The sequence below is a fragment of the Bacillus sp. CH_70 genome (assembly GCF_038007045.1).
Classification (GTDB): Bacteria; Bacillota; Bacilli; order Bacillales; family Bacillaceae_G; genus Bacillus_A; species Bacillus_A cereus.
On record NZ_JBBOWL010000001.1, the window covers coordinates 1351619 to 1377395 of the forward strand.

Below are 25777 nucleotides of genomic sequence, written 5' to 3' on the forward strand. Positions count from 1 at the left end.
CCCGCCTAATTTTTAGGAGGGAGTTTTATTGTCTGCAAATCGTAAAATAAAAGATTTGCATTTATGCAAAAAGTGGACACATTTTCTCATCTCTTTCATATAATTTACCAATACAAAAAAAGTTGGTCGAAGGAAAGAAGGGAGAACATGTCAGAACGAATATATAATAAACTTGTATTGTACGCGAATATTTTGCAAAAAATTGGTGTCATCAATGAGAAGGAAAAAAGTGAAATTCTTCATACGATAGGTAAAAAAGCCCTTTGAATAAAGGGCTTTATATTTTTTATCTTTAAAAATATAAATTTAATGTAATATTCTCATTGACAATGATAATGATATTCATTATCATTTATTTGTGGATAATTGATAAGGGTTATCAATTATAAAAATTGTATATGATAGGGGATATTATTTTGAAAAAAAATTATATGAAGGCGCTAGTAGTAGCGACAACATTAGCAATTCCATTTGCTACGTATTCTACTCCAGCATTAGCGGCATTAAAAGTTGAAGCAAATCAATCGGTAGCAGCAGCGAGTGATCGCACGTATGATACTGAAATTAAAATATATAAGGACCAAAAAGACGAGCCATCTATGGTTTCTCAATATATAAAAGATCCTAAAGTAACGATTGCAGCTGGTAAAAAAATTGTCACTGTAACAATGCAAGATAGCGATTATTTTCAATATCTTAGAATAGAAGATAGAAACCAGCCTGGTGTATTTCATGATGTGAAGGTTTTGTCAGAAGATAAGAGGAAGAACGGAACGAAAGTAGTCCAATTTGAAATTGGCGAGTTTGAGAAGAAGCACAATATGCAAATGCATATACTTATTCCAGCTATTGGATATGATCACAAATATCAAGTTCAATTTGAAATTAAAGATCCAACTGTAGGTAACAAAGAAACAGAGAAACCAGATGATAACTCTAATTCAGGCAATACGGAAACGGATAATCCAGTTGATAATCAAAATATGATAACAGATAACAAATTAAGAGAACTTGTGAATAAAAAAGTATTTAATAGAAAAGATTTAAATACACCAATTACGAAAGAAGAGTTATTACAAGTAAAGGATTTATTTTTAAATACAAATGAGATACTTGATTATAGTGCATTAAAATATATGCCAAATTTAAAATCTTTAACAGTTGCGAATGCGAAGATAAAAGACCCGTCGTTCTTTGCGAACTTAAAGCAATTAAATCATTTAGCTTTGCGTGGTAATGAATTTGCAGATGTAACGCCACTTGTTAAGATGGATAATTTAGAATCTCTTGATTTAAGTAATAATAAAATTACAAACGTTGCACCACTAACTGAAATGAAAAATGTAAAAAGTTTATATCTATCAGGCAACCAAATAGAAGATGTAACAGCATTAGCGAAAATGGAACAACTAGATTACTTGAATTTAGCAAATAATAAAATTACGAACGTTGCTCCATTAAGCGCTTTGAAAAATGTAACATACTTAACTTTAGCAGGTAATCAAATTGAAGATATTAAAGCGTTATATTCATTACCTTTAACAGACTTAGTATTAACACGTAATAAAGTTAAAGATTTATCCGGCATTGAGCAAATGAAGCAATTAGAAGAATTGTGGATCGGGAAAAATGAAATAAAAGATGTTACTCCTCTAAGTAAGATGACACAGTTAAAACAATTACACTTACCTAACAATGAGTTAAAGGATATTACGCCATTATCAAGTCTAGTAAACTTACAAAAGCTTGATTTAGAAGCGAATTATATTTCAGACTTATCACCAGTGAGCAATTTGAAAAAATTAGTATTTCTAAGTTTTGTTGCAAATGAAATCCGTGATGTCCGACCAGTTATAGAACTAAGTAAGACGGCTTATATTAATGTCCAAAATCAAAAAGTATTTTTAGAGGAAACAGAAGTAAATAAAGAAGTAAAAGTACCTATATATGAAAAAGATGGTGAGGTTTCTACGAAAATCCGTCTGAAGAGCGATAACGGTACGTATAGTAATGGTGTAGTGAAATGGAGTACATCAGGTGAGAAAGTATATGAATTTGGTGTGAAAGATCCATTCGCGGATACAGGAATTTTCTTTACAGGATCTGTTATTCAAAATGTAGTAGAAAGTAAAGACGGTAATACATCTAAAGAAGATGAGAAAACAGAAGTGGTAGAATTTAAAGATGTACCAAAAGGACATTGGTCAGAAGAAGCAATTAATTACTTAGCGAAAGAAAAGTTATTTATAGGCTATGGAAATGGTGAATTTGGATTTGGGGATAACATTACTCGTGGACAAGTAGCACTTCTAATACAAAGGTACTTAAAATTAGAAAATAATCTAAAACCAAAAACGACATTTACAGATACGAAAGGAAATATGTATGAAACGGCTATTGATGCAGTAGTTCAAGCTGGGATTATGACAGGGTATGGAAATGATACATTCCGTCCAGATGGAGTATTAACTCGATATGAAATGTCAGTAGTACTACAAAGAGTATTTCAGTTAAAAGAAAATGAAAATAGTGCAGAGAACTTTAAAGATATACCAAATGGCCATTGGGCGAAAGGATATGTGAAAGCTTTAGTAGATAATAAAATATCAAAAGGTGACGGGGAAGGGAACTTTTTAGGAGATAATTTCGTAACACGTGAACAATACGCACAGTTTTTATATAATGCAATAAAGAAATGAAGTGAAACTTTAATCAGTGGGGGTCTTACTGCCCGGTAAATAGCGGGATAAAAAATGAGGAAAATACGCTATTCTTTAATTAAAGAATAGTGTATTTTTTTATGTGCAAAATGAAATAGGAAATAGATAGGAGTATAGACATATGAATAGCCTATTTTAAAGAAGAACCACGAAACTATATTGACAAAAAAGCGTTCTCATGTGATAATTCAATTAAATTTTTAGAATAATCAAAAAATATTCCTTTTACATAGAAAGGATTCTAACCTTATATGAATATTATGCCGGGGGTGACGAAATGTTATTTTTTCTGAAGAAATGGAATGAATTAAAAGATGTGAAATCTGAATTGGCACTTCGTGATTGGTTTTATGGTACCAAAATTAGTTTATCGCTATGTACGTCAAAAGAGCCGTTAACATTCTTAGTAAATGTTGAGGGAAGAGATAAAGGGCTATTTTCGGAAGAAGATTTTATTGTCGTAAATTGCATGTGCGAGTCAGTATTTGAAAATGAAGAAAAACCAGCTGCAGAGTCATTTATGCATGCAGATATTTATAAAAAAAGTAGTGCAGGATGTATTTTACAAGTGCAGACTGTAGATAGTCATTTAATATCAGAGTTATATGGAGAAGAAGGAGAAGTAGCGTTCGATAAACGCAGTGTGGAGCGTGTTTTCGGAAAAGAAGGTATAACAGAAATGACAATTCCAATTGTAGAAGATGAAAAAAAATTCGCTGATTTATTAGAAAGTAATGTTCCGAATTTCATTGAAGGTGGAGGAGTAGTTCTTGTTCATAATTACGGCATGATTGTGTGGGGGAAAACGCCAGAAGAATCGAAAAAATGGCTAGAGGGTATAGAATATTTAATGAACTATCATGTAAAGTTATTAATGATTAAGGGCGCAAGGAGCTCTGTTATATAAAAATGTATGTGATATGGATACAAGTTAATAAATAAATGAAAGCGTTTTAAAAATAATTTCACTCATAAAATATAGGTCTCCTTATTATATATAGATTACATGTTGACATGTAAGGAGGAACATATTTTGCGAGTTAAATATCATTTTCTGCCAAAGCAGCAAGTAACATTTTGCAAAATAAATGATTCTGGTGAAGAGGCACTGCAAATGATGAACGAAACGGGATTTCGAGCCATCCCGGTATTAGCAGAAGATGAGAAGAAATTCACGGGGATTATTTATAAAGTAGATTTATTAGAAAAAAAATGCAATAGCGGATTAGATCATGTAAGTGCAGGAGATATGCTTGACAATTCCAATGCATTTATTTTTGAAAAGGATTCCTTCTTCAGAGCCTTTTATGTAATTCGTCGGCTTCCGTTTTTAGCCGTGCTAAATGATTATAATGAATTTGTCGGTATGTTAACGCATTCGAATATATTTGATGTTATTGAAGATTCATTTGGTATGCGAACAGGTGGTTATATATTAACAATTGCAACACAAGATTGTAAGGGGACGATTAAAGAGCTTGGGACATTGTTAAAAGCATATAATATCGGTGGTTTGTTTACACTCGATAACGGTGATCAATATATCCGTCGGGTTATTGTAAATATATCAGATGAGTTAGATGAAACAAGATTAAAGCAATTAATCGGAAAAATAGAGAAAAAAGGATTCAGAGTGAGTCATGTAGATTATATTTAAGTTAAAAAGAAAAGTACCTATCTGTTATATACAGATAGGTACTTTTTTGTCCCGTTATTTGTGGGCGGTAAGATCCCCACCTCAAAATTCAGTGAAAGCAATGGGGTGCTTCCCGTAAAAGCCCGATTGGTTAGGGCTGGTTATATGTGAGTAATGAACTTTATTTTGAAACAGGAGGCGGGGATAATGCTAGATCAGATAAAAAAATAAAGTCTGCATGCTCACGAATTTTAGGGATAGAAGTTTCAATAACGCGTGATGTAATTTCACCTGGGGGGCCCACATGCCCGATAGCTACCATAATAGGCTTTTCTTGAATTTTTTTGATGAGTAATTGGGCTTGTTTTGAAATATGTCCTGCTGTATACACATCATCAAAAAATAGTTGGTTTTCAATAATAGGAACTCCTAATTCTTTTCCGATTTTTGGGACGACACTCTTAGGATTCGTTTTACTATCTAAGTAAAATAAACCGTGTTTTTTACAAGCAGCAAGTATAAGGCGAACAATTCTTTCATCCGCTGTTACTTTTGACCCCATATGATTGTTCATTCCAATTGCATGCGGAACTTCTTGAATCGCTTGTTCAAGTCGGTTGTTTATTTCTTCATCGCTTAAATCGGTTGTAATGGCTTTCGGCCCAAGCCATTCTTTTTTACCTTTAATAGGTTCCATTGGCATATGTATAATAACTTCATGGCCTTTCTTATGGGCAGCTATTGCATCTTCTTTTGTGGAAGGAAGAAAAGGCATAACAGCAACAGTTAGTGGAATTGGAAGTGACAACATTCGATTAGTCCCCTTCATATTATTGCCGAAATCATCAATGACAATAGCAACTTTATTCGTATGAGCAGTTGCTTGAATAGGAAATAAGAAGGACGGTAAAAACAAAACAATGATGAATAATGCAATCGTATATTTTCGCATATAAATATTTCCTTTCTCTTGTTATCCCGCTATTTGTGGGTAGTAAGACTCCCACCTCAACATTGGGCTGGATAGGTGGGAGATTCACTGCCAATAAACGCCCGATTGGTGAATGCTAATAATCAGTGGGGCTGAACAAAAAACACTGATGAAAGTTTCACTTTATCAATCATCATTATGTTTTGCTTTTTTATATAAATTAAACAAAAAATGTCGAAGAAAAGTAGGTGGAAAATTAAGAATCCCCGGTTTACGTAGAATTTGTAAAAAAAGAAGATGAAAAAAATGTCTATTATTGCGAATGTATTTACAAAGATAGAATAATTTGTAATAATTCTCAAAGTGAGGGTAAAGATTTGTAAATTACAGGGAGAAAATGTTAAATTTTCTGATTCTTCAAATTTGCATATGATTAAGTAGTTAAAAAAGTCAATGGAGAAGTGAACTTGAGAGCATGGAAGTATAATAAGGGGGATATGGATGTTTACTGTAAAAAGGAAGTACACATTAGAAAAGCTTTCACGTGATATTCATATGAAACGTGAAGAAATGATTCAACTAGGATTAACAAGTGGGCTAAATAGTAAGGAGACAATTCAAATTAGTCAAGAATTGGACAAGCTTATTTTACAATATCAGTGTTATAAAGAAAAACAAACACCGAAATGGTTTTCAATTATAAAAATACCTATTTTCCAAATCGGGTATGAAGGAAAATCAAATAATTTTTGGCGAATGCTTGTCGCTGGTTTTATGAAATAAGTATAATTACCCTTATAGGATAAGGATAATTATACTATGTGTAACGGAATTTCGATATGAACTGTCGTTCCTTCGTTTTCTGTACTGTCAATAAAAATATGCCCATTATACATCTCTACAATTCGTTTACATATGACAAGTCCAAGACCTGTTCCAGTATCTTTATTAGTAAAGAACGGATGAAAGAGGTGTTTTTGAATATGTTGTGGAATCCCTTTCCCAGTATCTATAATCTGCAATTGTGCGTGTGTTTCATTGTTTTTTACTACAATGGTTAGTGTATCACTAGAAGTCATAGCCTCAATTGCATTTTTTGTAATGTTTAAAACCACTTGTTTCATATGGTCTTTCGAACAACGGATATGAACGGGATGGTCTGGCAAATGTAAATGGAATACAATGTTATGTAAATTCGCCTCAGATTGAATAATTAATGCTACCTCATTTAGAATTGTTCTTACATCATATGTTTGTTCGATGATGGCGGTTGGCTTTCCGAGAATAAGAAATTCACTTACAATTTCATTGATTCGCTCTATTTCTTGTTCAATTACGGAAAAGTAGAACTGATCTTGTTCATCTTTATATTTCTCTTTTAATAGAGCGACGAGTCCTTTAATTCCAGTAAGAGGATTACGGATTTCGTGTGCTGTACTTGCTGCAAAAGTTCCAACTAATTCAATTTTCTGTAGTTCGTTTTGTTGTCTTTCAAGTTTTGTTTGACGTTTTAACAACATATATTGAGCAAGTAAAAATAAAATAGACATTAAAAATAAAGTAGCGATACACTCTATTGCAACCCACTGGTATAAGGTTTTCTGATGAATAGGTAATGGAGAAACAGAGACCTTCCAATTTAATCTTTGGAGTGGGGTAGTAAGCATATTAGAATGCGTATCACTTGTGTCGTTATTATCATCGGTTAGAAAAACTACATCATGTTTATCAGTTACCTCAAAATGGTATTGTGGTTTAATGGCATTTAAAGAAGATGAAATGTAATCAAAGCGTAAACTAGCTAATAATAATCCTGAGAGCTCTTTCTGTTTATTGAATATGGGGGTAGCAATCATAATAGCTTTATGTCCAAGAACGCGATCAGTAATGACTGATGATACAGTGGTTTTTTTAGTTTGTAGCACGTCTTGAATATATTTACGGTCTGAAACATCAATAGGCTTTGATTCATCTTCAGATGCGATTGTAATGACCCCTTCTGGTGTAGCGTAATATAAACCAGAAAAGCGTGCATCGTTCCCATCTGTATCATGTACAATTTGTTTAATGCCGTTTATATTACCAGTCTCGGTGCCTACAACTTTTGCAAGCATGTCTAAAGCAGAAATTGCTTCACCAAGATGATGATCTAAATAATCTCTATATAAAAAGAGAACTGTATGAGCGGATAATTTGTTTTCCTGTTTCATTTTATATGTATGATACGAATAAAATGTAGCACCAATCCCTATTGTCGGTAGGATAACAAGCAATATATATATAATTATGCTTTGGAATTTGACTTTCAAATGTGGTACTCCTTCTTTTTTTATTATCATTATATATAAACTATGTTAAAATTGTCATGTTTTTATTCAAGAATGATTCTTAATAAATTAGGGGAGAGGAAATGGATGAGTGAATGCTCATTCGGAATTCACATGAAGTATGAAGTGGCATTTTCTTTTTATTGGTGAGAATTTAAGTGAAGGGTTGAAAGTTGTATGACATCAAATAATGAACGAGAAGATATTTCTCAATCTTTAAAAGTATTTATTGCATTATCTCGTGTACATCGTTCTGTTATGGATACTACAAATAAATCTATACAAAGTAACGGATTAAATCCAACTGAATTTGCTGTATTAGAACTGCTATATCATAAAGGCGGTCAACCACTCCAGCAAATTGGTGAGCGCATTTTAATAGCCAGTGGCAGCATTACATATGTTGTAGATAAGCTGGAGAAAAAGGGATTAGTAAAGAGAATCCCATGTCCGAATGACAGACGTGTTATTTACGCGCAATTAACTGAGTCTGGCGAGAGCTTTATTGCTTCTATTTTTCCGGGGCATGAGAAAGTTATACATCAGTCTTTTGAAATGTTAACGAAAGATGAAAAAGATGAATTACTTGATCTATTAAAAAAAATTGGGAAGTATGAAAAATAATAATATGTTCCAAAGGAGCTTTGGATAAATAAATCCAGGGCTTTTTTATTTGCAATGAACTCAGAGTAGTCACTGCCGAATTTTGTTGAAAATTAAGAGGGAATTCGAGAATACGTATTGAATTATAATAAAGGTATGTAATGGAGAGGAGGCTCGTTCATGTCATTTAAAGACTATGAATATAAACGCCCAAATATTGAAGAGTTAAAAGAGAAATTTACTGTTGCTTTAGAGAAGTTTGATAACGCAAAAACTGTAGAAGAACAAAAACAAGTCATTCATTCAATTAATGAAATTCGCAACGATTTTGGTACAATGGGAAACCTTTGTTACATTCGCCATTCTGTTGATACGACGGATACTTTTTATAAGGAGGAGCAGGATTTCTTTGATGAATTCTCTCCAGTTGTACAAGGATATGGTACAAAATATTATAAGGCACTTATTAATTCTCCATTTCGTGAAGAATTAGAGGCGTATTATGGAAAACAATTATTTGCTCTAGCAGAATGTGATTTAAAAACATATTCAGATGAAGTCGTGAAAGATTTACAATTAGAAAATAAATTATCGTCGCAATATACACAGTTATTAGCATCTGCAAAAATTGACTTTGCTGGAGAAGAAAGAACGTTATCGCAATTGATTCCGTTTATGCAAGGAAAAGAAAGAAGCGAACGTAAAGCAGCAAGTGAAGCATACTACGGATTTTTAGCTGGAAATGAGGAAGAACTAGATCGTATTTATGATGAGCTTGTTAAAGTGAGAACGAAAATCGCAAAATCTTTAGGTTTCAAAACCTTTGTTGAACTTGGATATGCAAGAATGTACCGTACAGATTATAATGCGGAGATGGTGGCTAATTACCGTCAGCAAGTGCTGGATTATATCGTTCCCGTTACAACGGAATTAAGAAAGCGACAACAAGCACGTATCGGTGTAGAGAAGTTAGCTTATTACGACGAAAACTTTGAGTTTGCTACAGGTAACCCAACTCCAAAAGGAGATGCGGATTGGATTGTTGATCATGGAAAGACGATGTATAAAGAGTTATCGGCTGAAACAGATGAATTTTTCAATTTCATGCTAGATAACGATTTATTAGATTTAGTTGCGAAAAAAGGAAAAGCTGGTGGCGGATATTGTACATATATTGAGAATTATAAAGCGCCGTTTATTTTCTCAAACTTCAATGGAACATCTGGTGACATTGATGTATTAACACATGAAGCAGGTCATGCTTTCCAAGTATATGAAAGTCGTAAATTTGAAATTCCAGAATATAATTGGCCAACATATGAGGCATGTGAAATCCACTCTATGAGTATGGAATTCTTTACATGGCCATGGATGAAGCTATTCTTTGAAGAAGATGCAGATAAATATTACTTCTCTCACTTAAGTTCAGCACTTCTGTTTTTACCTTATGGTGTATCTGTTGATGAATATCAACATTATGTATATGAAAATCCTGAAGCATCACCTGAAGAGCGTAAGACAGCATGGCGTAACATAGAGCAGAAATATTTACCGCATCGTGATTATGAGGATAATGATTATTTAGAGCGCGGTGGTTTTTGGCAACGTCAAGGGCATATTTATAGCTCACCTTTCTATTATATTGATTACACGCTTGCTCAAATTTGTGCGCTACAATTTTGGAAACGGGCAAGAGATAATAGACAAGAGGCATGGGAAGATTATGTGAATCTGTGCCAACAAGGTGGAAGTAAATCGTTCTTAGAATTAGTAGAAGTTGCAAATTTAACATCACCATTTGCTGAAGGCTGTGTGAAAAGTGTTATTACAGAAATTGAAGCATGGTTACATGCGATTGACGACACAAAATTGTAAAAAACATGCGCTTTTTTTCACATGTTTAACATCGACATAATGGGAAAATGATGAGATAATAAAAGAAAATTCAGAATACTAAAGAGGTGTTTCTAATAAGGAGCACCTCTTTTCACCAACAAAAAGGGGGGAAAGAAGTATGCTTCAATCTAATATGGATGTGAGTTTAGAAAGTTTAGTAAGCTCATTACAGTCTACTCGAAGCACGCTATTATCAGAAATTGAAATGTTAAATGATACAGAAGTGAATGTAAAGCCACGCCGTGATAAATGGAGTATTATTCAAATTTTACACCACTTGCATTTAGTTGAACAATCTGTCACGTCTGCCCTTGTATATGCTTTACAAAAAAATGAAAGAAACATGACTCCATTTAAAGACCTCCAACTTACGCTTGATCGCACACATAAACGAGAAGCTCCTCAGCAAATGCAACCAACAGAAACTTTAATGAAAAAACAGCAAGGAATTCAATTACTAGAACATTCACGACAAGAACTATTACATGCGCTTCATAGTGTTATAGATGAAAAAGATCTATTTGAAAATGGATTAAAGCATCCTGTTTTTAATGATCTGAATTTGTATCAATGGGTTCAATTTCTTGATTTGCATGAACAAAGACATCTTACGCAATTAAAAGAGGCGAAACATGCAATTTTGCAGCGCTAAAGTGGAAGAAGTGGGAAACCACTTCTTTTTTTGATACGTGCATAGTTTTCTTTCTTATTTTGGAATACTACATGGAGAAAGAAAAGAAGGAGTTGAAAAAATATGTCTAAGAAGAAGCGAGAAGAAGAGCGCGCCTGGAAAGCGCGTAAAGAAAATCAACAACCGCACGGAAAAGTGAAAGCTTTTGCTGAATTAGTTGAAGGAACAGAAAAAACGTGATGATTATTTCATCACGTTTTTTGTATGAGTGGAAAAGTTAATAAAAAGGTTGTACCGATTCCTTTTTCACTTATAATATCAATTTTTCCATTCATAGCTTGAACAACACTGAATACGACCATCATTCCAAGTCCAGTGCCTTTTTCTTTCGTTGAATAGAAAGGCGAGCCAAGACGTTTTACTTGTTCTGAATCCATACCGACTCCTGTATCTTTTATATATAACTGAATATGCTTATGATCAGGAACTAATGTGAAATAAAGATCACCGCCTTTTGGCATAGCCTCAATGCAATTTTTTAAAATATTTAATAAACATTGATTTAGTTTTTGCTTTTCTCCAGCGATAAAAAAAGAAGTGCTTTGCTTTATATAATGAGTACGTACATTTGTTAAATTAGCAAGCGGTGTAATTAACGACAATGCATGTAGTAATTCTTCTTCTAACTGTAATGTTTGTTCTTTTTCAATGCTTGGTTTAGCAAAGGTTAAATAATCTGTAAGAACATGATTTGCTTGTTCAATGCCGTTAATGGCAATGTCGATATATAATTTTCGTTCCTGCTCAGTGCATGTATCTGATTGTAACAGTTGTAAAAACCCTTTTGTTGAAGTTAATGGATTGCGAATTTCATGAGAGATAGACGCTGCCATTTCACCAATTAAATGAAATTTTTCAGCATTTATAAGTTCGTTTTGGAGACGAACTTGAGTTTGTAATATGTGTAGTAAATATAAAATTAGAATCGTACCAAGCATTGAACATAACTCATACACAATAATATGCGGTATATAATCAGTCTTATTTGTAACCTTTGAAAGGAAGAAGGGTATCCAACTAAATCCGTATGTGAGACTGTAGATAATAGCAAGTGTTATTTTTATACGATTAGAAGTTCGATTGAAAAATTTATATGTTAATAGTAGAACAATAAATAGAAGAACAGAACCGATAAGAGATGGGAAAACACCGATCCCACCTAATAATAAGCGATATATGTTTAATACAACTAAGATAGAACCACCAGCAATAGGCCCTCCCGTTAATGTACCGACAATTAATACAATATGGCGCATATCAAATTGAAAACCATTATTTGTTTTTGCTGCAAATGTAATACAGAGTACGGTAGCGAGGCAACAGAGTACAATGAATATAGCTGAATTTAATTTAGGAGAGCGTTTCCCTTTTTGATTCCAAAATAAATGATATACGAGCATTGTAATCAGGATGAATAATATATTTAAAAAGAGATAAATAATAAAGGATTTCAGTGGGATGCCTCCTCTCTTCTTATATTAAATTAATCATACTATAAAATGAAAGAAATGAAATGATAAATAGCGGAAAAATCAGAAATTTTTACGCTAGTATACAATATGTTACAATAAGCTGTGTCAATGAAAGAAGAAATTCCGTGCACCGCGCGGGAGAGGTTCGCGAACTCCCTCTATAAAAAACTATGGAAACAACAATATCCTTAGGTATTGTTTTGTTTTTTTATTGTGACAGTTCAAGAACGTTCTTTCTTCTTATTTATAGTAGAGAAGGAGAATGAGTGAAATGAAAAAAGAAAAAGCAGTTGTTGTTTTTAGTGGAGGACAAGATAGTACGACATGTTTATTTTGGGCAATAGAGCAGTTTGCAGAGGTAGAAGCTGTAACATTTAATTACAATCAACGTCATAAGCTAGAAATTGATTGTGCAGCGGAAATTGCAAAAGAGCTAGGAATAAAGCATACGGTACTAGATATGAGTCTATTAAATCAACTTGCTCCAAATGCGTTAACGAGAACGGATATGGAGATTACACATGAAGAAGGTGAATTGCCATCGACATTTGTAGATGGACGAAATTTACTCTTCCTATCATTTGCTGCTGTATTAGCAAAACAAGTTGGAGCACGTCATATTGTAACAGGTGTATGTGAAACTGATTTCAGTGGTTATCCAGACTGCCGTGACGTGTTTGTGAAATCGTTAAACGTTACTTTAAATTTATCTATGGATTACCCGTTTGTCATTCACACGCCACTTATGTGGATTGATAAAGCTGAAACATGGAAATTATCAGATGAACTTGGAGCATTTGAGTTTGTTCGGGAAAAAACATTAACATGTTATAACGGAATCATTGGTGATGGTTGCGGTGAATGTCCAGCATGTCAACTTCGTAAAGCAGGATTAGATACGTACCTACAAGAACGCGAAGGAGCGAACAACTAATGGATAACTTTTTTGGATTTCGCATCGTAGAGAATTTGCAAAAGATGGACAAGGATATTCAGCGTAAACAACTCAAATACCATAATAAAAGAGTAATGGTCAGCAAGGAATTTACATTTGATGCAGCACACCATTTACACTGTTATGAAGGGAAATGTAAAAACTTACATGGTCACACATATAAAGTTGTATTTGGAATTAGTGGATATGTAAATGAAATAGGTCTTGCAATTGACTTTGGAGATATAAAAGAAATTTGGAAGAATGAAATCGAAATTTATTTAGATCATCGTTATTTAAACGAAACGTTACCTGCAATGAATACGACTGCTGAAAATATGGTCGTTTGGATTTATGAAAAGATGGCAGAAGCACTAACAAAAGAGAATCGAGTGAACGAATATAAAGGAGCTCGCGTTGAATTTGTTCGTTTATTTGAGACGCCGACTAGTTATGCGGAAGTAAGACGGGAGTGGATGCTTGATGAGTAAAATCCCTGTCTTAGAAATATTCGGTCCGACTATTCAAGGTGAAGGAATGGTTGTAGGGCAAAAGACAATGTTTATCCGTACAGCTGGTTGTGATTATAGCTGTGCTTGGTGTGATTCTGCTTTTACGTGGGATGGATCAGCTAAAGATCAAATTAGACAGATGACACCAGAAGATATTTGGGATGAGCTTGTTGCAATTGGAGGAGAAAATTTTTCTCATGTTACGATTTCAGGCGGAAATCCGGCATTACTGAAAAATATTGAGTTTCTTCTTTCAATATTAAAAGAAAATGGAATGCGAACGGCAATTGAAACGCAAGGGAGTAAATGGCAAGATTGGTTACTTCAAATTGATGAGGTAACAATTTCTCCAAAACCACCAAGTTCGACGATGAAAACAGATTTTCAGAAGTTAGATGCTATTATTCAGAAACTAGCAGGAAAAGATATTAGTTTAAAAGTAGTAGTATTCGATGATCATGATTTTGAATATGCAGTTAATATGCACGAACGTTATCCAGGTGTACCATTTTTCTTGCAAGTAGGAAACGATGATACAAAAACAGTGGATGATGCGATGCTTATTAAAAAATTATTAGATAAGTATGAGTGGCTGATTGATAAAGCTGTAAATTGTAAAGAGATGAATGATGCAAAAGTATTGCCTCAGCTTCATGCGTTAGTATGGGGAAATAAACGCGGCGTATAACGAGAAGGGATGTTTAAAATGACTGGAAGATTAGATGAAGATTTAAAAGATGTAACATTATTAGGAAATCAAAATACAAAATATTTATTTGAATATAGCCCAGAAATATTAGAGGTATTTGATAATAATCATCCAAACCGTGATTATTTTGTAAAATTCAATTGTCCTGAATTTACAAGTTTATGTCCGAAAACAGGACAACCAGATTTTGCAACAATTTATATTAGCTATATTCCAGAGCAAAAAATGGTAGAGAGTAAATCTTTAAAGTTGTATTTATTTAGTTTCCGCAATCATGGTGATTTCCACGAAGATTGCATGAACGTTATTATGAACGATTTAATTAAATTAATGGATCCACGTTACATTGAGGTATGGGGGAAATTCACACCACGTGGTGGCATTTCAATTGATCCATACTGCAACTACGGTCGCCCAGGGACGAAGTATGAACAAATGGCTGACTACCGCATGATGAACCACGATCTATATCCGGAAACAATTGATAATCGTTAATAGAAAGAAAGGGCCTGTATACTATACAGGCCCTTTCTTTCTATTATATTATGCATTTTGATTAATGACAGTATAGTTTTTATGACTTACAACTGTAAGAGGTTCCATATCTAGTTCTCTAAAATTCTTCATAATTGTTATATCAACAATAACAGAGTTTTGATTTACTTTTTGAACACGGCCTTGCATTCCACCTTTAAATTCGATGATATCTCCAGTTTCTGCGATCTGCATAAGCAACTCTCCTTGTTACAGTTTTCCCAAAAAAAGAATAAATTTGGTTTTTTTTTATTTCCTCCTATTTTGAACCATATTTCCTACTTTGTAAATGTTTCCAAAGTAAAAATTCGAAAAATATTCACTTTTTGTAAGAAAATATGTAGAAAATCCATGTTATTTGAAAAAAATAGCAAAAATGCGGGAATCTTTATATCGAGGTATAATGAAAAAGTAGAATAACCTGCTGAAGTGGGAGAAATTAGAGGCGGTAAAATGATGTTTGAATTTGTGGGGAGTGTTATAGCTTTAATTTTATTTTTATTTTCTTATATGCATTTAAAAAAGATTCGTCAATATGATACGAGTACATATTTTGATGGGATGGATGGTATCCATGCTTCGATAACGCATGATAGTGGTGGGGAGATGTAAAGGTATATGACTTTCTTTTCTTGCGTGGTATGATGTTTAGAACTAGTGCATAATAGAGTTCGTAAGTGATGAATGGAGAGTGAAAAGAATGAAGATTTCTTTTATTCGTCATGGTTGTTTAGGTCGTATAAGAGAACCGATGACAATTAATTCATTTCACGAATGGATGAAACAGTATGATTCCGAGTCAATGATACAAAAAGCTAAAATGCCGATAGAAACAATAGAGGCAATTGAAGCAGCGAAATTTGTCTTAACAAGTGATCAAAGGCGTGCTGTACAATCAGCAGCTGAATTAACGGATTCTTTATCTTTTATGCAAAACTCTCTTTTTAGAGAAGCTGAAGTTCCTTCATACTTTTTTGCTCCGAAGTGGTTGAAATGCACAATTAAGGTATGGATGTTCATTGGGCGCACATTATGGATACTTGGCTACCATAAAGATGTTGAGTCTTATAAGGAAGTAAGAGAGAGGGCAAAGCAAGCGGCTTACCTGTTACATCGTTATGCTCTCGTACATGGAAGTATTGCTCTTGTAGGTCATAATTATTTTAATTCGATGATTGGAACGGAGCTGAGGGCAATGGGATGGTCTGGTTCTCCTATTTTGCATAGAAAGCCATGGGGATGTACAACATATACGTTTCACGAGGCGATGGATGGAAATATATTAAATACGAATTTAACATAAAAGCACACGATTTATAAAAATCGTGTGCTTTCTTTTTAAGATATAGAAATTTTGACGTTTAATGGTTTTACGAGATGAGCATAAGGTTCGCCTACTAGCATAACAATTTCATCTTTTTTATAACCTAACTTTTCGTATAGTGAATAGGCGCGTGTGTTTTCTAAATTAACAAGTAAAGCGATTTTTTCATGCCCTTTTTCAGTTGCATAGATTTCGGCAGCTTCAATTAATTTAGAACCAATACCTTTTCCACCGTGTGCACTTGAAACTGATAATGTATCAATGTAATACTCATCAAGCTCAGCTTCTTTTTCTAACGTAATCGATTCATCTTTATGTAATTCTCTTAAGTGATGTACAATTGGTGCGTCAAGCTGTGTTGCTTCACTACCGTGATAAGCGACAATAATTCCAACTGCACTCTCGTCTTGTTCATAAATAAAACAGTTTTCGTAGCTCAGACGGTTATTTTCTTTTGAGAACCATGTCTCAAGTCCTAGTAATACTTCTGCTTCAATTGTGCTACCTGTGATTTTTTCAGCAATTTCATGCAGAGCATTATACAATAAAGGAGCTATTGCCATTGCATCTGTCTTTTTTGCTTTCCGAATCATAGTATCCCTCCTAGTTCTATTTGTATATTGTAGCATAGTGGTATGGAACTTTGCATAATTGAATGCCGAAATGTTTGATATAGAGAAGTAGCTATGTTAGTATATGATATTTAGTGGACATATAGTAAAACGATATTGTTTGCGAAATAACGAAAATAAAATCATGACATAACAACGAGATAAAGTGAAACGTTAATCAGTAAGATTTTTTGTTCATTCCACGACTGATTAGTAGTCAACACCAATCGCACTACCTGCAAATAGCGGGATAATTTTACAGTTGTTGACCTATAGAATATACGATAGAATAAAATATTGCAGAGAGGTGAAATACATGGATAAAGAATTAGCAAATACAATTTTAGATCAGCTGAAAAATGGTGAAATAACGGAGTATGTTGTTACGAAAGATGTATTTTATACGTTCAGAGAAGTTGTTGTAAATAGAGAAGACTTTAAGCATTTCATTGGTAACGCACAGCGAGGCGGGCAAGTGATTTATACATATTCAGAAACGCCACGTTCATAAAGGGGAATTTTGATCAGCAGGGCATCCCTCACTGATTAGTAACCTTCACCAACTGGACGTTTAATGTGGGATAAATAAAAGATAAAGGAGAGGGGAATTATGGGCGATTTTAAACAAGGCATTTTACCACATTGGGATTATATGTGGAAAGATAGAGCCGGCAATAGATTTATGGGAATGGTTATGTATCCAGAGAAACGAAAATGTTCAGCAAAAATGCTTCAGAAAATAAAAAGAGCATATGAAGAAGCGATAGAAATTAAAGTAACTGTACAAGTTCAACATACATATCAGTATGTAGAAGGAATGATTGTATACTTTGATGAAGAGGCTCCTGTATGTACAATGCTTGATAAAGATGAAAATCCACATCACATATTTGTAAAAGATATTTTGCGTATTGAGCACTCTGAATAAACTTTTCATAAATAAATTGAAGTTCCATAATAATAATCTTTTTCTATAATAGTTATCTTTTAGTATGTAACGAGAGACGAAAGTATATGTATAATATATTTAATAAGGTAAATTTGATAAATGTAATCGTTTTTTAGAGCAGATTATCGTTTCATATCTGTTCTTTTTTGCGTGATGCTGGAGAAATATATTTCTTCAGCATCTACCGTTTTATGACAAAATATATTGTTAACTTTTTTAAAAATAAGGTTAAATTCGTTGACAACTTTTTTGAAAAGCACTTTATTGACATGAGTTTTAGAATGTTGTTTCATAGTCATTGTATTGAAAAAAAACGGCTATCATGTCGAAAAGTAAAAGTTAAAAAAAGAAAGAATTTATACATATATCTTGTGTCTTATTTTGAAACGTAATACAATATATAGAGAAATCAAGAACAACATATAGAGAATATAGATTTGAGAGGGAGGGTCGGAAATGTTAGTTGCATATGATTCTATGACAGGAAACGTGAAGCGTTTCATTCACAAATTAAATATGCCGGCCGTTCAAATTGATGAAGATCTAGTAATAGATGAAGACTTTATTCTTATTACGTATACAACAGGTTTTGGCAATGTACCAGAACGTGTTTTAGACTTTTTAGAGCGCAATAATGAAAAATTAAAAGGCGTATCTGCAAGCGGCAATCGTAACTGGGGAGACATGTTCGGTGCAAGTGCTGACAAGATTTCTACTAAATATGAAGTGCCTATTGTATCAAAATTTGAGTTATCTGGAACAAATAACGATGTAGAATATTTTAAGGAAAGGGTGCGGGAGATTGCGACACATTGAACTGAATAATGAAATCACGCAAATGCAGGACGGTTTTTATCAGCTTCATAAAGATAAAGAGGCATTAGAAGTCTTTATGGAAGAAGCTAGAGAGAATACCGTTCCTTTTAATAGCGTGGCAGAGCGAATGGAGTATATGAAAGAACATGATTACTATTACAACGTTCTGGACGAGTATAGCTTGGAGGAAGTAGAGGAAGTATATAACATCGCTTATGGTGAAAACTTCGAGTTCCAATCTTATATGGCAGCATCTAAGTTCTACAAAGATTATGCGTTAAAAACGAATGATCAAAAACAATACTTAGAAAGCTATGAAGATCGTGTAGCAATTGTTTCATTATACTTAGGACGCGGTGATGTTTCGAAGGCAAGACAATTCGCAAGCATGATTGTAAAACAAAACTACCAACCAGCGACACCAACCTTTTTAAATGCGGGAAGAAGCAGAAGAGGAGAAATGGTGTCTTGTTTCTTGTTAGAGATGGACGATAGCTTAAATTCGATCGGCTTTAACATTAATACTGCGATGCAATTATCGAAAATCGGCGGGGGAGTAGCTTTAAACTTATCTAAGCTACGCGCACGTGGTGAGCAAATTAAAGGTATCGACAACGCTGCAAGTGGTGTAGTACCTGTTATGAAATTGCTTGAAGATTCGTTTTCATATGCGAATCAACTTGGCCAACGAAAAGGTGCCGGTGCAGTATATTTAAACATTTTCCATTGGGATATTATTGAATTCCTTGATACAAAAAAAATAAATGCCGATGAGAAGAGTCGTATTCAGTCTCTATCAATCGGAATTATCGTTCCAAGTAAGTTCTTTGAGCTTGCTGAGAAAAACGAACCTTTCCATGTTTTCGCGCCTTATACGGTTTATAAAGAATATGGCAAGCATTTAGATGATATTGACATTGATGAAATGTATGATGAATTAATGAGCAATCCGAAAGTGAAGAAGAAGCCACTAGATATTAGTGCACGTGATATGCTTATTAAAATCGCTATGATTCAGCTTGAGTCTGGTTACCCATACTTAATGTTTAAATCAAATGCAAATAATCAACATCCATTGAAGGATATTGGAACTGTGAAGATGTCGAACTTATGTACAGAAATCTTCCAGCTTCAAGAAACTTCAGAAATAAATGATTACGGTACAGATGACATTATCCGTCGTGATATTAACTGTAACTTAGGATCGTTAAATATCGTAAACGTAATGGAAAATAAAGAAATTCGTGAAGCAGTTCATGCGGGAATGGAAGCTTTAACAGCTGTTTCTGATATGACGATTATTCCGAATGCACCAACTGTGAAAAAAGCAAATGACGAGCTTCATTCAGTTGGACTTGGAGCAATGAACTTACACGGATATTTAGCAAAAAATAAAATCGCTTATGAAAGTGCAGAAGCGAAAGAATTCGCTCGTACATTCTTTATGATGTTAAATTACTACTCTATTGAGAAAAGTATGGAAATCGCTACAGAAAAAGGCGAGACATTTAAGGACTTCGATAAATCTGATTATGCGAATGGCACATACTTCGAAAAGTATGAAACGACAGATTACAGCCCAGTAACTGAAAAAGTTCAGCAACTATTTGAAGGAATTCATATTCCAACAAAAGAAGATTGGACAAGTTTAAAAGAGCAAGTGCAGAAGAATGGTTTATACAACTCATATCGTCTTGCCATTGCTCCAACACAATCAATCAGTTACGTTCAAAATGCAACTTCAAGCGTAATGCCGATCGTAAGTCAAATCGAATCAAGAACATATGCGAATGCGACAACATATTATCCAATGCCGTATTTATCAAAAGATACGTTCTGGTACTATAAATCTTCTTACGATATGAATCAGTTTAAATTAATTGATTTAATCGCAGAAATTCAAGAACATATTGACCAAGGAATTAGTACAATTCTTTACGTTAATAGTGATATTTCAACACGTGAATTAGCACGTTACTACATCTATGCACATAAAAAAGGCTTAAAGAGTCTGTATTATACGAGAACACGTAAATTAAGCGTGGAAGAGTGTGTGGCTTGTACCGTTTAATATAAAAAGTGAGACATGATGAGCAGGGTTTTCTGAACCCTGCTCATGCTTAGTTATCATATTTAGAGAAGGGGCGATTTAATGCGTGCGGTAAACTGGAACAAAAAAGAAGATGATTTTAGTTTAATGTTTTGGAAGCAAAACATCGCTCAGTTTTGGACAGAAGAAGAAATTGCGGTTTCTTCTGACAAAAATACTTGGGTGCAATTATCGAAAGAAGAGCAAATTGCTTATAAGCGTGTATTAGGTGGTTTAACACTTTTAGATACGAAACAAGGTGGCGAAGGAATGCCACTTGTACTTGTTCATCTTGAAAATTTACAAGCGAAAAGTGTATTAGCTTTCATGGGAGCTATGGAAGAAGTACATGCGAAGAGTTACAGTCATATCTTTACAACGTTAGCTACTGAAGAAGAAATTGATGATATTTTTGACTGGGTAGACAATCATCCATTACTTGAGAAAAAGGCCGGTATTATTACTGGTTACTATCGTCGTTTGTTAAAGCCTGAAGTAACGAAAAAAGAGCTATATATGGCAATGGTCGCAAGTGTGTTCTTAGAAAGTTATTTATTCTATAGTGGATTCTTCTATCCGCTTTACTTAGCTGGTCAAGGAAAACTAACAGCAAGTGGTGAGATTATTAACTTGATAATTCGTGATGAGTCAATTCACGGCGTATTCGTCGGTATTTTAGCACAACAAATCTTCGCAGAACTTTCTGCAGAAGAGCAACAAGAAGTGCAAAAAGAAACACAAGAGTTATTAATGGAACTATATGAAATTGAAATGGCCTATACAGAAGAAATTTACACTTCTATCGGTCTTGTAGAAGATGTAAATCGTTTCGTTCGTTACAATGCGAATAAAGGGCTTATGAACTTAGGACTTGAGCCGAAGTTTGAAGAAGAAGAAATTAACCCAATCGTTTTAAATGGTTTACGTACAGATACGAAAAACCATGATTTCTTCTCTGTAAAAGGAAATGGTTACGTAAAAGCAACGAACGTTGAAAAGTTAGCTGACGATGACTTCGTGTTTAACTTTTAATATAGGATTATAAAGAAAAGCTGTCTTATTCATTGATAAGACAGCTTTTCTTTATAATTTTGTTTACATAACACTATTATTTCTATATAGCGATTTATGTTTGGGAAGTTCTATTCGGTTAACGGATAGAACTTTTTGTAATTAAATGGGTATTTACAAACTTTTTGTATCAGTGTATTATTTAACTAGTACACCGATACGAAAGGAGGGAAGAAATGAAAATAGAGTTTTCTCCAAATATACCAATTTACATTCAGGTAATGGAATACATAAAAAAAGAGATCGTAACAGGACATTTATTGCCTGGTGATAAAATTCCCTCTGTCCGTGAATTAGCGAGTGAATTACAAGTGAATCCAAATACGATTCAGCGTACATTTCAAGAGCTAGAACGGGATGGAGTTGTTGTAACACGTAGAGGAATGGGACGGTATGTAACGAATGAAGGGGAGAAAATTATGGAGCTGCGAAAAGAGATGGCGCAAGAATTACTTCATTCTTTTATAGATGGAATGGACAATTTAGGTTTTTCAGAAGAAGAAATTCTTACAATTCTTCGTTCTTCATTACATGATAAGAGGGAGGAGAGCCAATGACAGAGCTATTGAAAATAGAAAACTTATGGAAGAGATACGGATTAAAAGCAGTGATCCGTGAATTAAACATAGAGATTACGGAAGGGAAAATCGTTGGGCTTGTTGGAGATAACGGGAGCGGGAAAACGACGTTATTGAAAATGATTGCAGGCTTGCAACACCCTTCTGAAGGTAGTATTACAATAGACGGTAAAAAGGTAGGGTTACAGACGAAAGAAATTGTTTCATTTATGTCCGATAAGCCAATCTTTGATGATTGGATGACTGTAAAAAACGCTTTATTTTTCTACCGAGATTTTTATAAAGACTTCGATATTCAAAAAGCGGTAGATACGATTGCAGAATTTAAAATACCGTTAGAAGAAAAAATTACAGCATTGTCAAAAGGTATGGTTGAGAAGCTGCAGATTATTTTAACGTTTTCTCGAAAAGCGAAGCTATATGTACTGGATGAGCCATTGGGCGGGATAGATCCTCTTTCTAGAGAACATGTATTGGATCTAATTCTACAGTTCTATAGGGAAGATTGTACGATATTAATTTCCACTCACTTAATAAATGAAATTGAAAATATTTTTGATGAAGTGATCTTTTTAAAAGATGGAGAAATGGTTCTATATGAAAATGTAGAAGAAATTCGTTTTCAGAGAGGAAAAGCAGTTCATGAATTGTTTAAGGAGGTGTTTAGTAAGTGAATTCAGTACTTTCCTATTTATGGAATGTAAATAAGAAAAGATATATTGTTACTTTTTTATTCTTTGTACTAATTGAAGCTGTGTTATTTTCACAAATGATTGTAAGAAAAAGTGATGCGGCTATCAGTAGACAAGAGGGTATATTTGGAATCATTATGATTATATTTTTCTTTTATATTGTTTATATGTTTATACAAACAATGAAATCATATTCACGCTTACTAACTAATCCAATGTTACGACTTACAGCAATATCTGGGAAACAATATGTAATTTCTATGCTTATTTTCTCATTTATCGCAATGGCTATATGGTATGGGATATGTGGAATTCTTTTCTACGTAAGTTATATATTAGCTTTTCCTACGACTTCTGTATATGTAGAGGCAAAAGAGATTATGCAAGTAGGCATAATTAATAATTTAATATATACGATAAGCGATTTATTTGAGTTTTTGTTTAGTGTGTTACAAATCATATTAGTAATTACTCTAGTTAAGTTACTTACGAAAAAGAAAAAGGCGCAAAATATACTAATCGTTATTATTTTTCTAGTAATAAATATAGCGATTACTTTAGCGACAACCTTGCTAGGAAAATTAGCTCCAGCTTTCCAAGTATTGCGAAGAGTAGAATATCATAGTGAAAGCAAGAGTCTGTTTATTAATATGTTTCAAGAAAATGGATTTAACATTTTTAATATAAGTTTCATGGTAATGGTTAGTGCTCTAATAATATATGTAATTGCTTATATTATCGATAAAAAACTAGAAGTCTAAAGGAGGAATCAGCATTGGGAAACGTAGTAGTAAAGTTAGAGAATGTTCGAAAAAGGATTGGTGGAACGGAAATTATTCGTGGTTTATCATTTGAGGTTCGTGAAGGAGAAGTATACGGATTCCTTGGACCGAACGGTAGCGGTAAGACGACGACGATCCGTATGATGACAGGTCTTATTTCAATGACAGAGGGCGATATTACAATTTGTGGACATAGTATTCGCTCGGAGCGTGAAAAGGCACTAGAGCAAATTGGAGCGATTGTAGAAAATCCTGAACTATATGATTATATGACAGGAATGCAAAACTTAAAGCATTTTGCGAACATGGCCATTACTCCAATTAGTAAAGAGCGTATTGCTGAGATTGTAAAGCTTGTTGAATTAGAGCATGCGATTCATAAAAAGGTGAAAACATATTCACTTGGTATGAAACAACGTTTAGGAATTGCACAAGCATTACTTCATCAGCCGAAAATCTTAATTTTAGATGAGCCGACAAATGGATTAGATCCAGCTGGTATTCGCCAAATTCGTGATTATTTACAACGTTTAGCGAAAGAAGAGAATATTGCTGTAATCGTATCAAGTCACTTATTGAGTGAAATTGAATTAATGTGTGATCGCGTTGTTATTATTAAACAAGGTGAGTTTGTACAAGAGTACAACTTACATGAAAAAGTGAAACATGATGAGGCAGTCGTTGTAGCGTTTGAAGTAGATGAAGTTCAGAAAGCAAATGAAATCATTAAAGGTAAAGCAAAAGGGAATGTAATTGTAGCATCTGTAACAAAAGATAACATTCCGCAACTTGTAAAAAAACTTGTTCATGCTGATGTGCTTGTATACGGAGTTACTGTTCAAAATAAAACGTTAGAGGATGAGTTCTTAGCGATTACTGGGGGAGTGAAAGCATAATGTTTAAATTAATTCAAAATGAATTTTTAAAGTTGCATGCGAAAAAAGGTATGTATATTTTAATTGGTGTCATTGCGGCACTCGAAATTTTAGGTACTTTAGCAATGTTGAAGTGGGGAAAAGGTGATGAGTTTAAGGGATCATATTTAGATTATGCAAACTCAGAGATTGGCTTAATTGTTTTATTTACAACGATTTTTGGGATTACACTTGCTGCCCGTACTCTTACTGATGAGTTCCAAAAGGGTACAATTAAACAATTGTTAATCCGTCCAAGAAAAAGACTTGCAGTTTTATTTTCTAAATATATTACAGTGTTATTAGCAATGTTATTTATCGTATTAGCTGGTATGCTAATTGCAATGATTATTGGCGGTATTGTAATGGATGGTAGTAAAACAGAATTAACGTTAGGAATCGTAATGAAGTCCACTTTATATCAACTACTTTCACCGTTCTTTTTTGCAACACTTGCATTTTTCCTAGCAAATGTCTTTAGAAAGTCTGTATTACCATTAATTATTACGATGTTCCTATTCTTCTTACAAGGTGCAATTAACATGGTATTAATAATGTTTGCAAAAGGTGTAGCGAAGTTTGTAGTATTCAACCATTTGGATTTAAGAGCTTACGATAGTAATAAATTAATCAATGGTGGAATGGAACCAACATTTACAGAATTTACGTTTACAACTTCATTATTACTTGTAGCTGTATACTTTGTTGTGTTACTTGTAGCATCAAGTGCATTATTCCAAAAACGTGACGTATTATAATAAAAGAAATCCCCGCTTGTAAAAACGGGGATTTTTATTACATAAATTTCACTTGGATTGCAACTTGAAGAACAGCGATATGGTATTTTAAGAGCTATGCTATTTGAAATGATTTGAGAAAAATAGGAGGGATTTCAACTATATTCATATTATGATCTAGTTATCCTGCTATTTATAGGGAAAGGATTGCCTATAAAGTACTGATTAAAGTTTTATTTTATTTTTACT

Annotated in this window: 29 protein-coding genes and 1 riboswitch; of the genes, 24 read left to right on the plus strand and 5 right to left on the minus strand. The window is 33.7% G+C overall.

Features of this window, described 5'->3' with window-relative positions; translation table 11 throughout:
- The first annotated feature begins 398 nt into the window (after positions 1-398).
- The 3 genes from N2V79_RS06915 to cbpA all read left to right on the plus strand — a co-directional run bounded on the left by N2V79_RS06915 (position 399) and on the right by cbpA (position 4377).
- Positions 399-2699: an NEAT domain-containing leucine-rich repeat protein gene (locus N2V79_RS06915; protein WP_078401670.1), complete on the plus strand. Its 2301-nt coding sequence runs from the start codon at positions 399-401 to the stop codon at positions 2697-2699.
- Positions 2700-2997: 298 nt separating this feature from the next.
- The gene (locus N2V79_RS06920) at positions 2998-3627 is read left to right on the plus strand and encodes a class II aldolase/adducin family protein (protein WP_340719738.1); all 630 of its coding nucleotides are present in this window, start codon (positions 2998-3000) and stop codon (positions 3625-3627) included.
- A 126-nt stretch (positions 3628-3753) separates the two neighbouring features.
- Positions 3754-4377: a cyclic di-AMP binding protein CbpA gene (cbpA, locus tag N2V79_RS06925; RefSeq protein WP_053564936.1), complete on the plus strand. Its 624-nt coding sequence runs from the start codon at positions 3754-3756 to the stop codon at positions 4375-4377.
- Positions 4378-4537: 160 nt separating this feature from the next.
- Here cbpA and N2V79_RS06930 read toward each other — a convergent pair whose 3' ends face one another.
- Entirely contained in the window at positions 4538-5308 is a 771-nt protein-coding gene (locus tag N2V79_RS06930; protein WP_340719739.1) for a divergent polysaccharide deacetylase family protein, read from the minus strand.
- A 480-nt stretch (positions 5309-5788) separates the two neighbouring features.
- Here N2V79_RS06930 and N2V79_RS06935 point away from each other — a divergent pair, with 480 nt between their 5' ends.
- Positions 5789-6070: an aspartyl-phosphate phosphatase Spo0E family protein gene (locus tag N2V79_RS06935; protein ID WP_340719740.1), complete on the plus strand. Its 282-nt coding sequence runs from the start codon at positions 5789-5791 to the stop codon at positions 6068-6070.
- A gap of 29 nt (positions 6071-6099) precedes the next feature.
- On the opposite strand, the gene N2V79_RS06940 is transcribed toward N2V79_RS06935, so the two are convergent.
- The gene (locus tag N2V79_RS06940) at positions 6100-7596 is read right to left on the minus strand and encodes a DUF3149 domain-containing protein (RefSeq protein WP_053564935.1); all 1497 of its coding nucleotides are present in this window, start codon (positions 7594-7596) and stop codon (positions 6100-6102) included.
- Positions 7597-7791: 195 nt separating this feature from the next.
- On the opposite strand from N2V79_RS06940, the gene N2V79_RS06945 reads away from it, so the two are divergent.
- From N2V79_RS06945 to N2V79_RS06960, 4 genes are all read left to right on the plus strand, one after another.
- Positions 7792-8238 carry a MarR family winged helix-turn-helix transcriptional regulator gene (locus N2V79_RS06945; protein ID WP_090975890.1) on the plus strand — a complete coding sequence of 149 codons (447 nt, stop codon included), beginning with the start codon at positions 7792-7794 and terminating at the stop codon, positions 8236-8238.
- Between the two features lie 159 nt (positions 8239-8397).
- A complete protein-coding gene (locus N2V79_RS06950) occupies positions 8398-10092 on the plus strand; it encodes a M3 family oligoendopeptidase (protein ID WP_197242149.1) in 1695 nt (564 codons plus the stop codon).
- 139 nt (positions 10093-10231) lie between these two features.
- Positions 10232-10765 carry a DinB family protein gene (locus N2V79_RS06955; RefSeq protein WP_000941977.1) on the plus strand — a complete coding sequence of 178 codons (534 nt, stop codon included), beginning with the start codon at positions 10232-10234 and terminating at the stop codon, positions 10763-10765.
- A 102-nt stretch (positions 10766-10867) separates the two neighbouring features.
- The gene (locus N2V79_RS06960) at positions 10868-10984 is read left to right on the plus strand and encodes a DUF6254 family protein (RefSeq protein WP_000038355.1); all 117 of its coding nucleotides are present in this window, start codon (positions 10868-10870) and stop codon (positions 10982-10984) included.
- Positions 10985-10995: 11 nt separating this feature from the next.
- Here N2V79_RS06960 and kinB read toward each other — a convergent pair whose 3' ends face one another.
- Positions 10996-12204, minus strand: a complete 1209-nt coding sequence (gene kinB, locus N2V79_RS06965) for a sporulation sensor histidine kinase KinB (protein WP_000964151.1) — start codon at positions 12202-12204, stop codon at positions 10996-10998.
- A 206-nt stretch (positions 12205-12410) separates the two neighbouring features.
- A riboswitch (PreQ1 riboswitch) is annotated at positions 12411-12454 on the plus strand.
- Positions 12455-12547: 93 nt separating this feature from the next.
- Between kinB and queC the strand changes: the two genes are divergently transcribed.
- The 4 genes from queC to queF are packed head-to-tail and all read left to right on the plus strand — an operon-like array spanning position 12548 to position 14926.
- Complete coding sequence (gene queC, locus N2V79_RS06970) at positions 12548-13210, plus strand: 7-cyano-7-deazaguanine synthase QueC (RefSeq protein WP_000711595.1); 663 nt, start codon at positions 12548-12550, stop codon at positions 13208-13210.
- Positions 13210-13701, plus strand: a complete 492-nt coding sequence (gene queD / locus N2V79_RS06975) for a 6-carboxytetrahydropterin synthase QueD (RefSeq protein ID WP_000368414.1) — start codon at positions 13210-13212, stop codon at positions 13699-13701. Before queC ends, queD begins: the two co-directional genes overlap by 1 nt.
- On the plus strand, positions 13694-14410 hold the full coding sequence (gene queE / locus N2V79_RS06980) for a 7-carboxy-7-deazaguanine synthase QueE (protein WP_340720338.1): 717 nt from the start codon (positions 13694-13696) through the stop codon (positions 14408-14410). The genes queD and queE overlap by 8 nt, the downstream gene beginning before the upstream one ends.
- 18 nt (positions 14411-14428) lie before the next feature.
- Entirely contained in the window at positions 14429-14926 is a 498-nt protein-coding gene (gene queF, locus N2V79_RS06985; RefSeq protein ID WP_001986050.1) for a preQ(1) synthase, read from the plus strand.
- Positions 14927-14974: 48 nt separating this feature from the next.
- Here queF and N2V79_RS06990 read toward each other — a convergent pair whose 3' ends face one another.
- Positions 14975-15160, minus strand: coding sequence for a YkvS family protein (locus N2V79_RS06990; protein ID WP_001165082.1), 186 nt, complete (start codon positions 15158-15160; stop codon positions 14975-14977).
- Positions 15161-15421: 261 nt separating this feature from the next.
- Between N2V79_RS06990 and N2V79_RS06995 the strand changes: the two genes are divergently transcribed.
- Both N2V79_RS06995 and N2V79_RS07000 read left to right on the plus strand, forming a co-directional pair.
- Positions 15422-15577, plus strand: coding sequence for a hypothetical protein (locus N2V79_RS06995; protein ID WP_000461432.1), 156 nt, complete (start codon positions 15422-15424; stop codon positions 15575-15577).
- An 88-nt stretch (positions 15578-15665) separates the two neighbouring features.
- Positions 15666-16268 carry a histidine phosphatase family protein gene (locus tag N2V79_RS07000; protein WP_075720137.1) on the plus strand — a complete coding sequence of 201 codons (603 nt, stop codon included), beginning with the start codon at positions 15666-15668 and terminating at the stop codon, positions 16266-16268.
- 35 nt (positions 16269-16303) lie between these two features.
- On the opposite strand, the gene N2V79_RS07005 is transcribed toward N2V79_RS07000, so the two are convergent.
- Positions 16304-16882 (minus strand): GNAT family N-acetyltransferase, encoded by a 579-nt coding sequence (locus N2V79_RS07005; protein ID WP_340719741.1) that lies wholly within the window; start codon positions 16880-16882, stop codon positions 16304-16306.
- A gap of 334 nt (positions 16883-17216) precedes the next feature.
- Here N2V79_RS07005 and N2V79_RS07010 point away from each other — a divergent pair, with 334 nt between their 5' ends.
- The 10 genes from N2V79_RS07010 (at position 17217) to N2V79_RS07055 (ending at position 25549) form a co-directional block, all read left to right on the plus strand.
- Positions 17217-17411: a hypothetical protein gene (locus N2V79_RS07010; protein ID WP_000356686.1), complete on the plus strand. Its 195-nt coding sequence runs from the start codon at positions 17217-17219 to the stop codon at positions 17409-17411.
- Between the two features lie 99 nt (positions 17412-17510).
- On the plus strand, positions 17511-17828 hold the full coding sequence (locus N2V79_RS07015) for a hypothetical protein (RefSeq protein WP_000502199.1): 318 nt from the start codon (positions 17511-17513) through the stop codon (positions 17826-17828).
- A gap of 477 nt (positions 17829-18305) precedes the next feature.
- Positions 18306-18665, plus strand: coding sequence for a class Ib ribonucleoside-diphosphate reductase assembly flavoprotein NrdI (gene nrdI / locus N2V79_RS07020; protein WP_000959447.1), 360 nt, complete (start codon positions 18306-18308; stop codon positions 18663-18665).
- Entirely contained in the window at positions 18652-20736 is a 2085-nt protein-coding gene (gene nrdE, locus N2V79_RS07025) for a class 1b ribonucleoside-diphosphate reductase subunit alpha (RefSeq protein ID WP_001215839.1), read from the plus strand. Before nrdI ends, nrdE begins: the two co-directional genes overlap by 14 nt.
- Positions 20737-20817: 81 nt before the next feature.
- On the plus strand, positions 20818-21786 hold the full coding sequence (gene nrdF / locus N2V79_RS07030; RefSeq protein ID WP_001203025.1) for a class 1b ribonucleoside-diphosphate reductase subunit beta: 969 nt from the start codon (positions 20818-20820) through the stop codon (positions 21784-21786).
- A gap of 215 nt (positions 21787-22001) precedes the next feature.
- Complete coding sequence (locus N2V79_RS07035; RefSeq protein ID WP_069355278.1) at positions 22002-22382, plus strand: GntR family transcriptional regulator; 381 nt, start codon at positions 22002-22004, stop codon at positions 22380-22382.
- Positions 22379-23077: an ABC transporter ATP-binding protein gene (locus N2V79_RS07040; protein WP_000137745.1), complete on the plus strand. Its 699-nt coding sequence runs from the start codon at positions 22379-22381 to the stop codon at positions 23075-23077. Before N2V79_RS07035 ends, N2V79_RS07040 begins: the two co-directional genes overlap by 4 nt.
- Positions 23074-23856 (plus strand): ABC transporter permease, encoded by a 783-nt coding sequence (locus tag N2V79_RS07045; protein ID WP_340719742.1) that lies wholly within the window; start codon positions 23074-23076, stop codon positions 23854-23856. Before N2V79_RS07040 ends, N2V79_RS07045 begins: the two co-directional genes overlap by 4 nt.
- Before the next feature lie 14 nt (positions 23857-23870).
- Positions 23871-24773, plus strand: coding sequence for an ABC transporter ATP-binding protein (locus N2V79_RS07050; RefSeq protein ID WP_000528820.1), 903 nt, complete (start codon positions 23871-23873; stop codon positions 24771-24773).
- The gene (locus N2V79_RS07055; RefSeq protein WP_153592727.1) at positions 24773-25549 is read left to right on the plus strand and encodes an ABC transporter permease; all 777 of its coding nucleotides are present in this window, start codon (positions 24773-24775) and stop codon (positions 25547-25549) included. Before N2V79_RS07050 ends, N2V79_RS07055 begins: the two co-directional genes overlap by 1 nt.
- Positions 25550-25777: the final 228 nt, after the last annotated feature.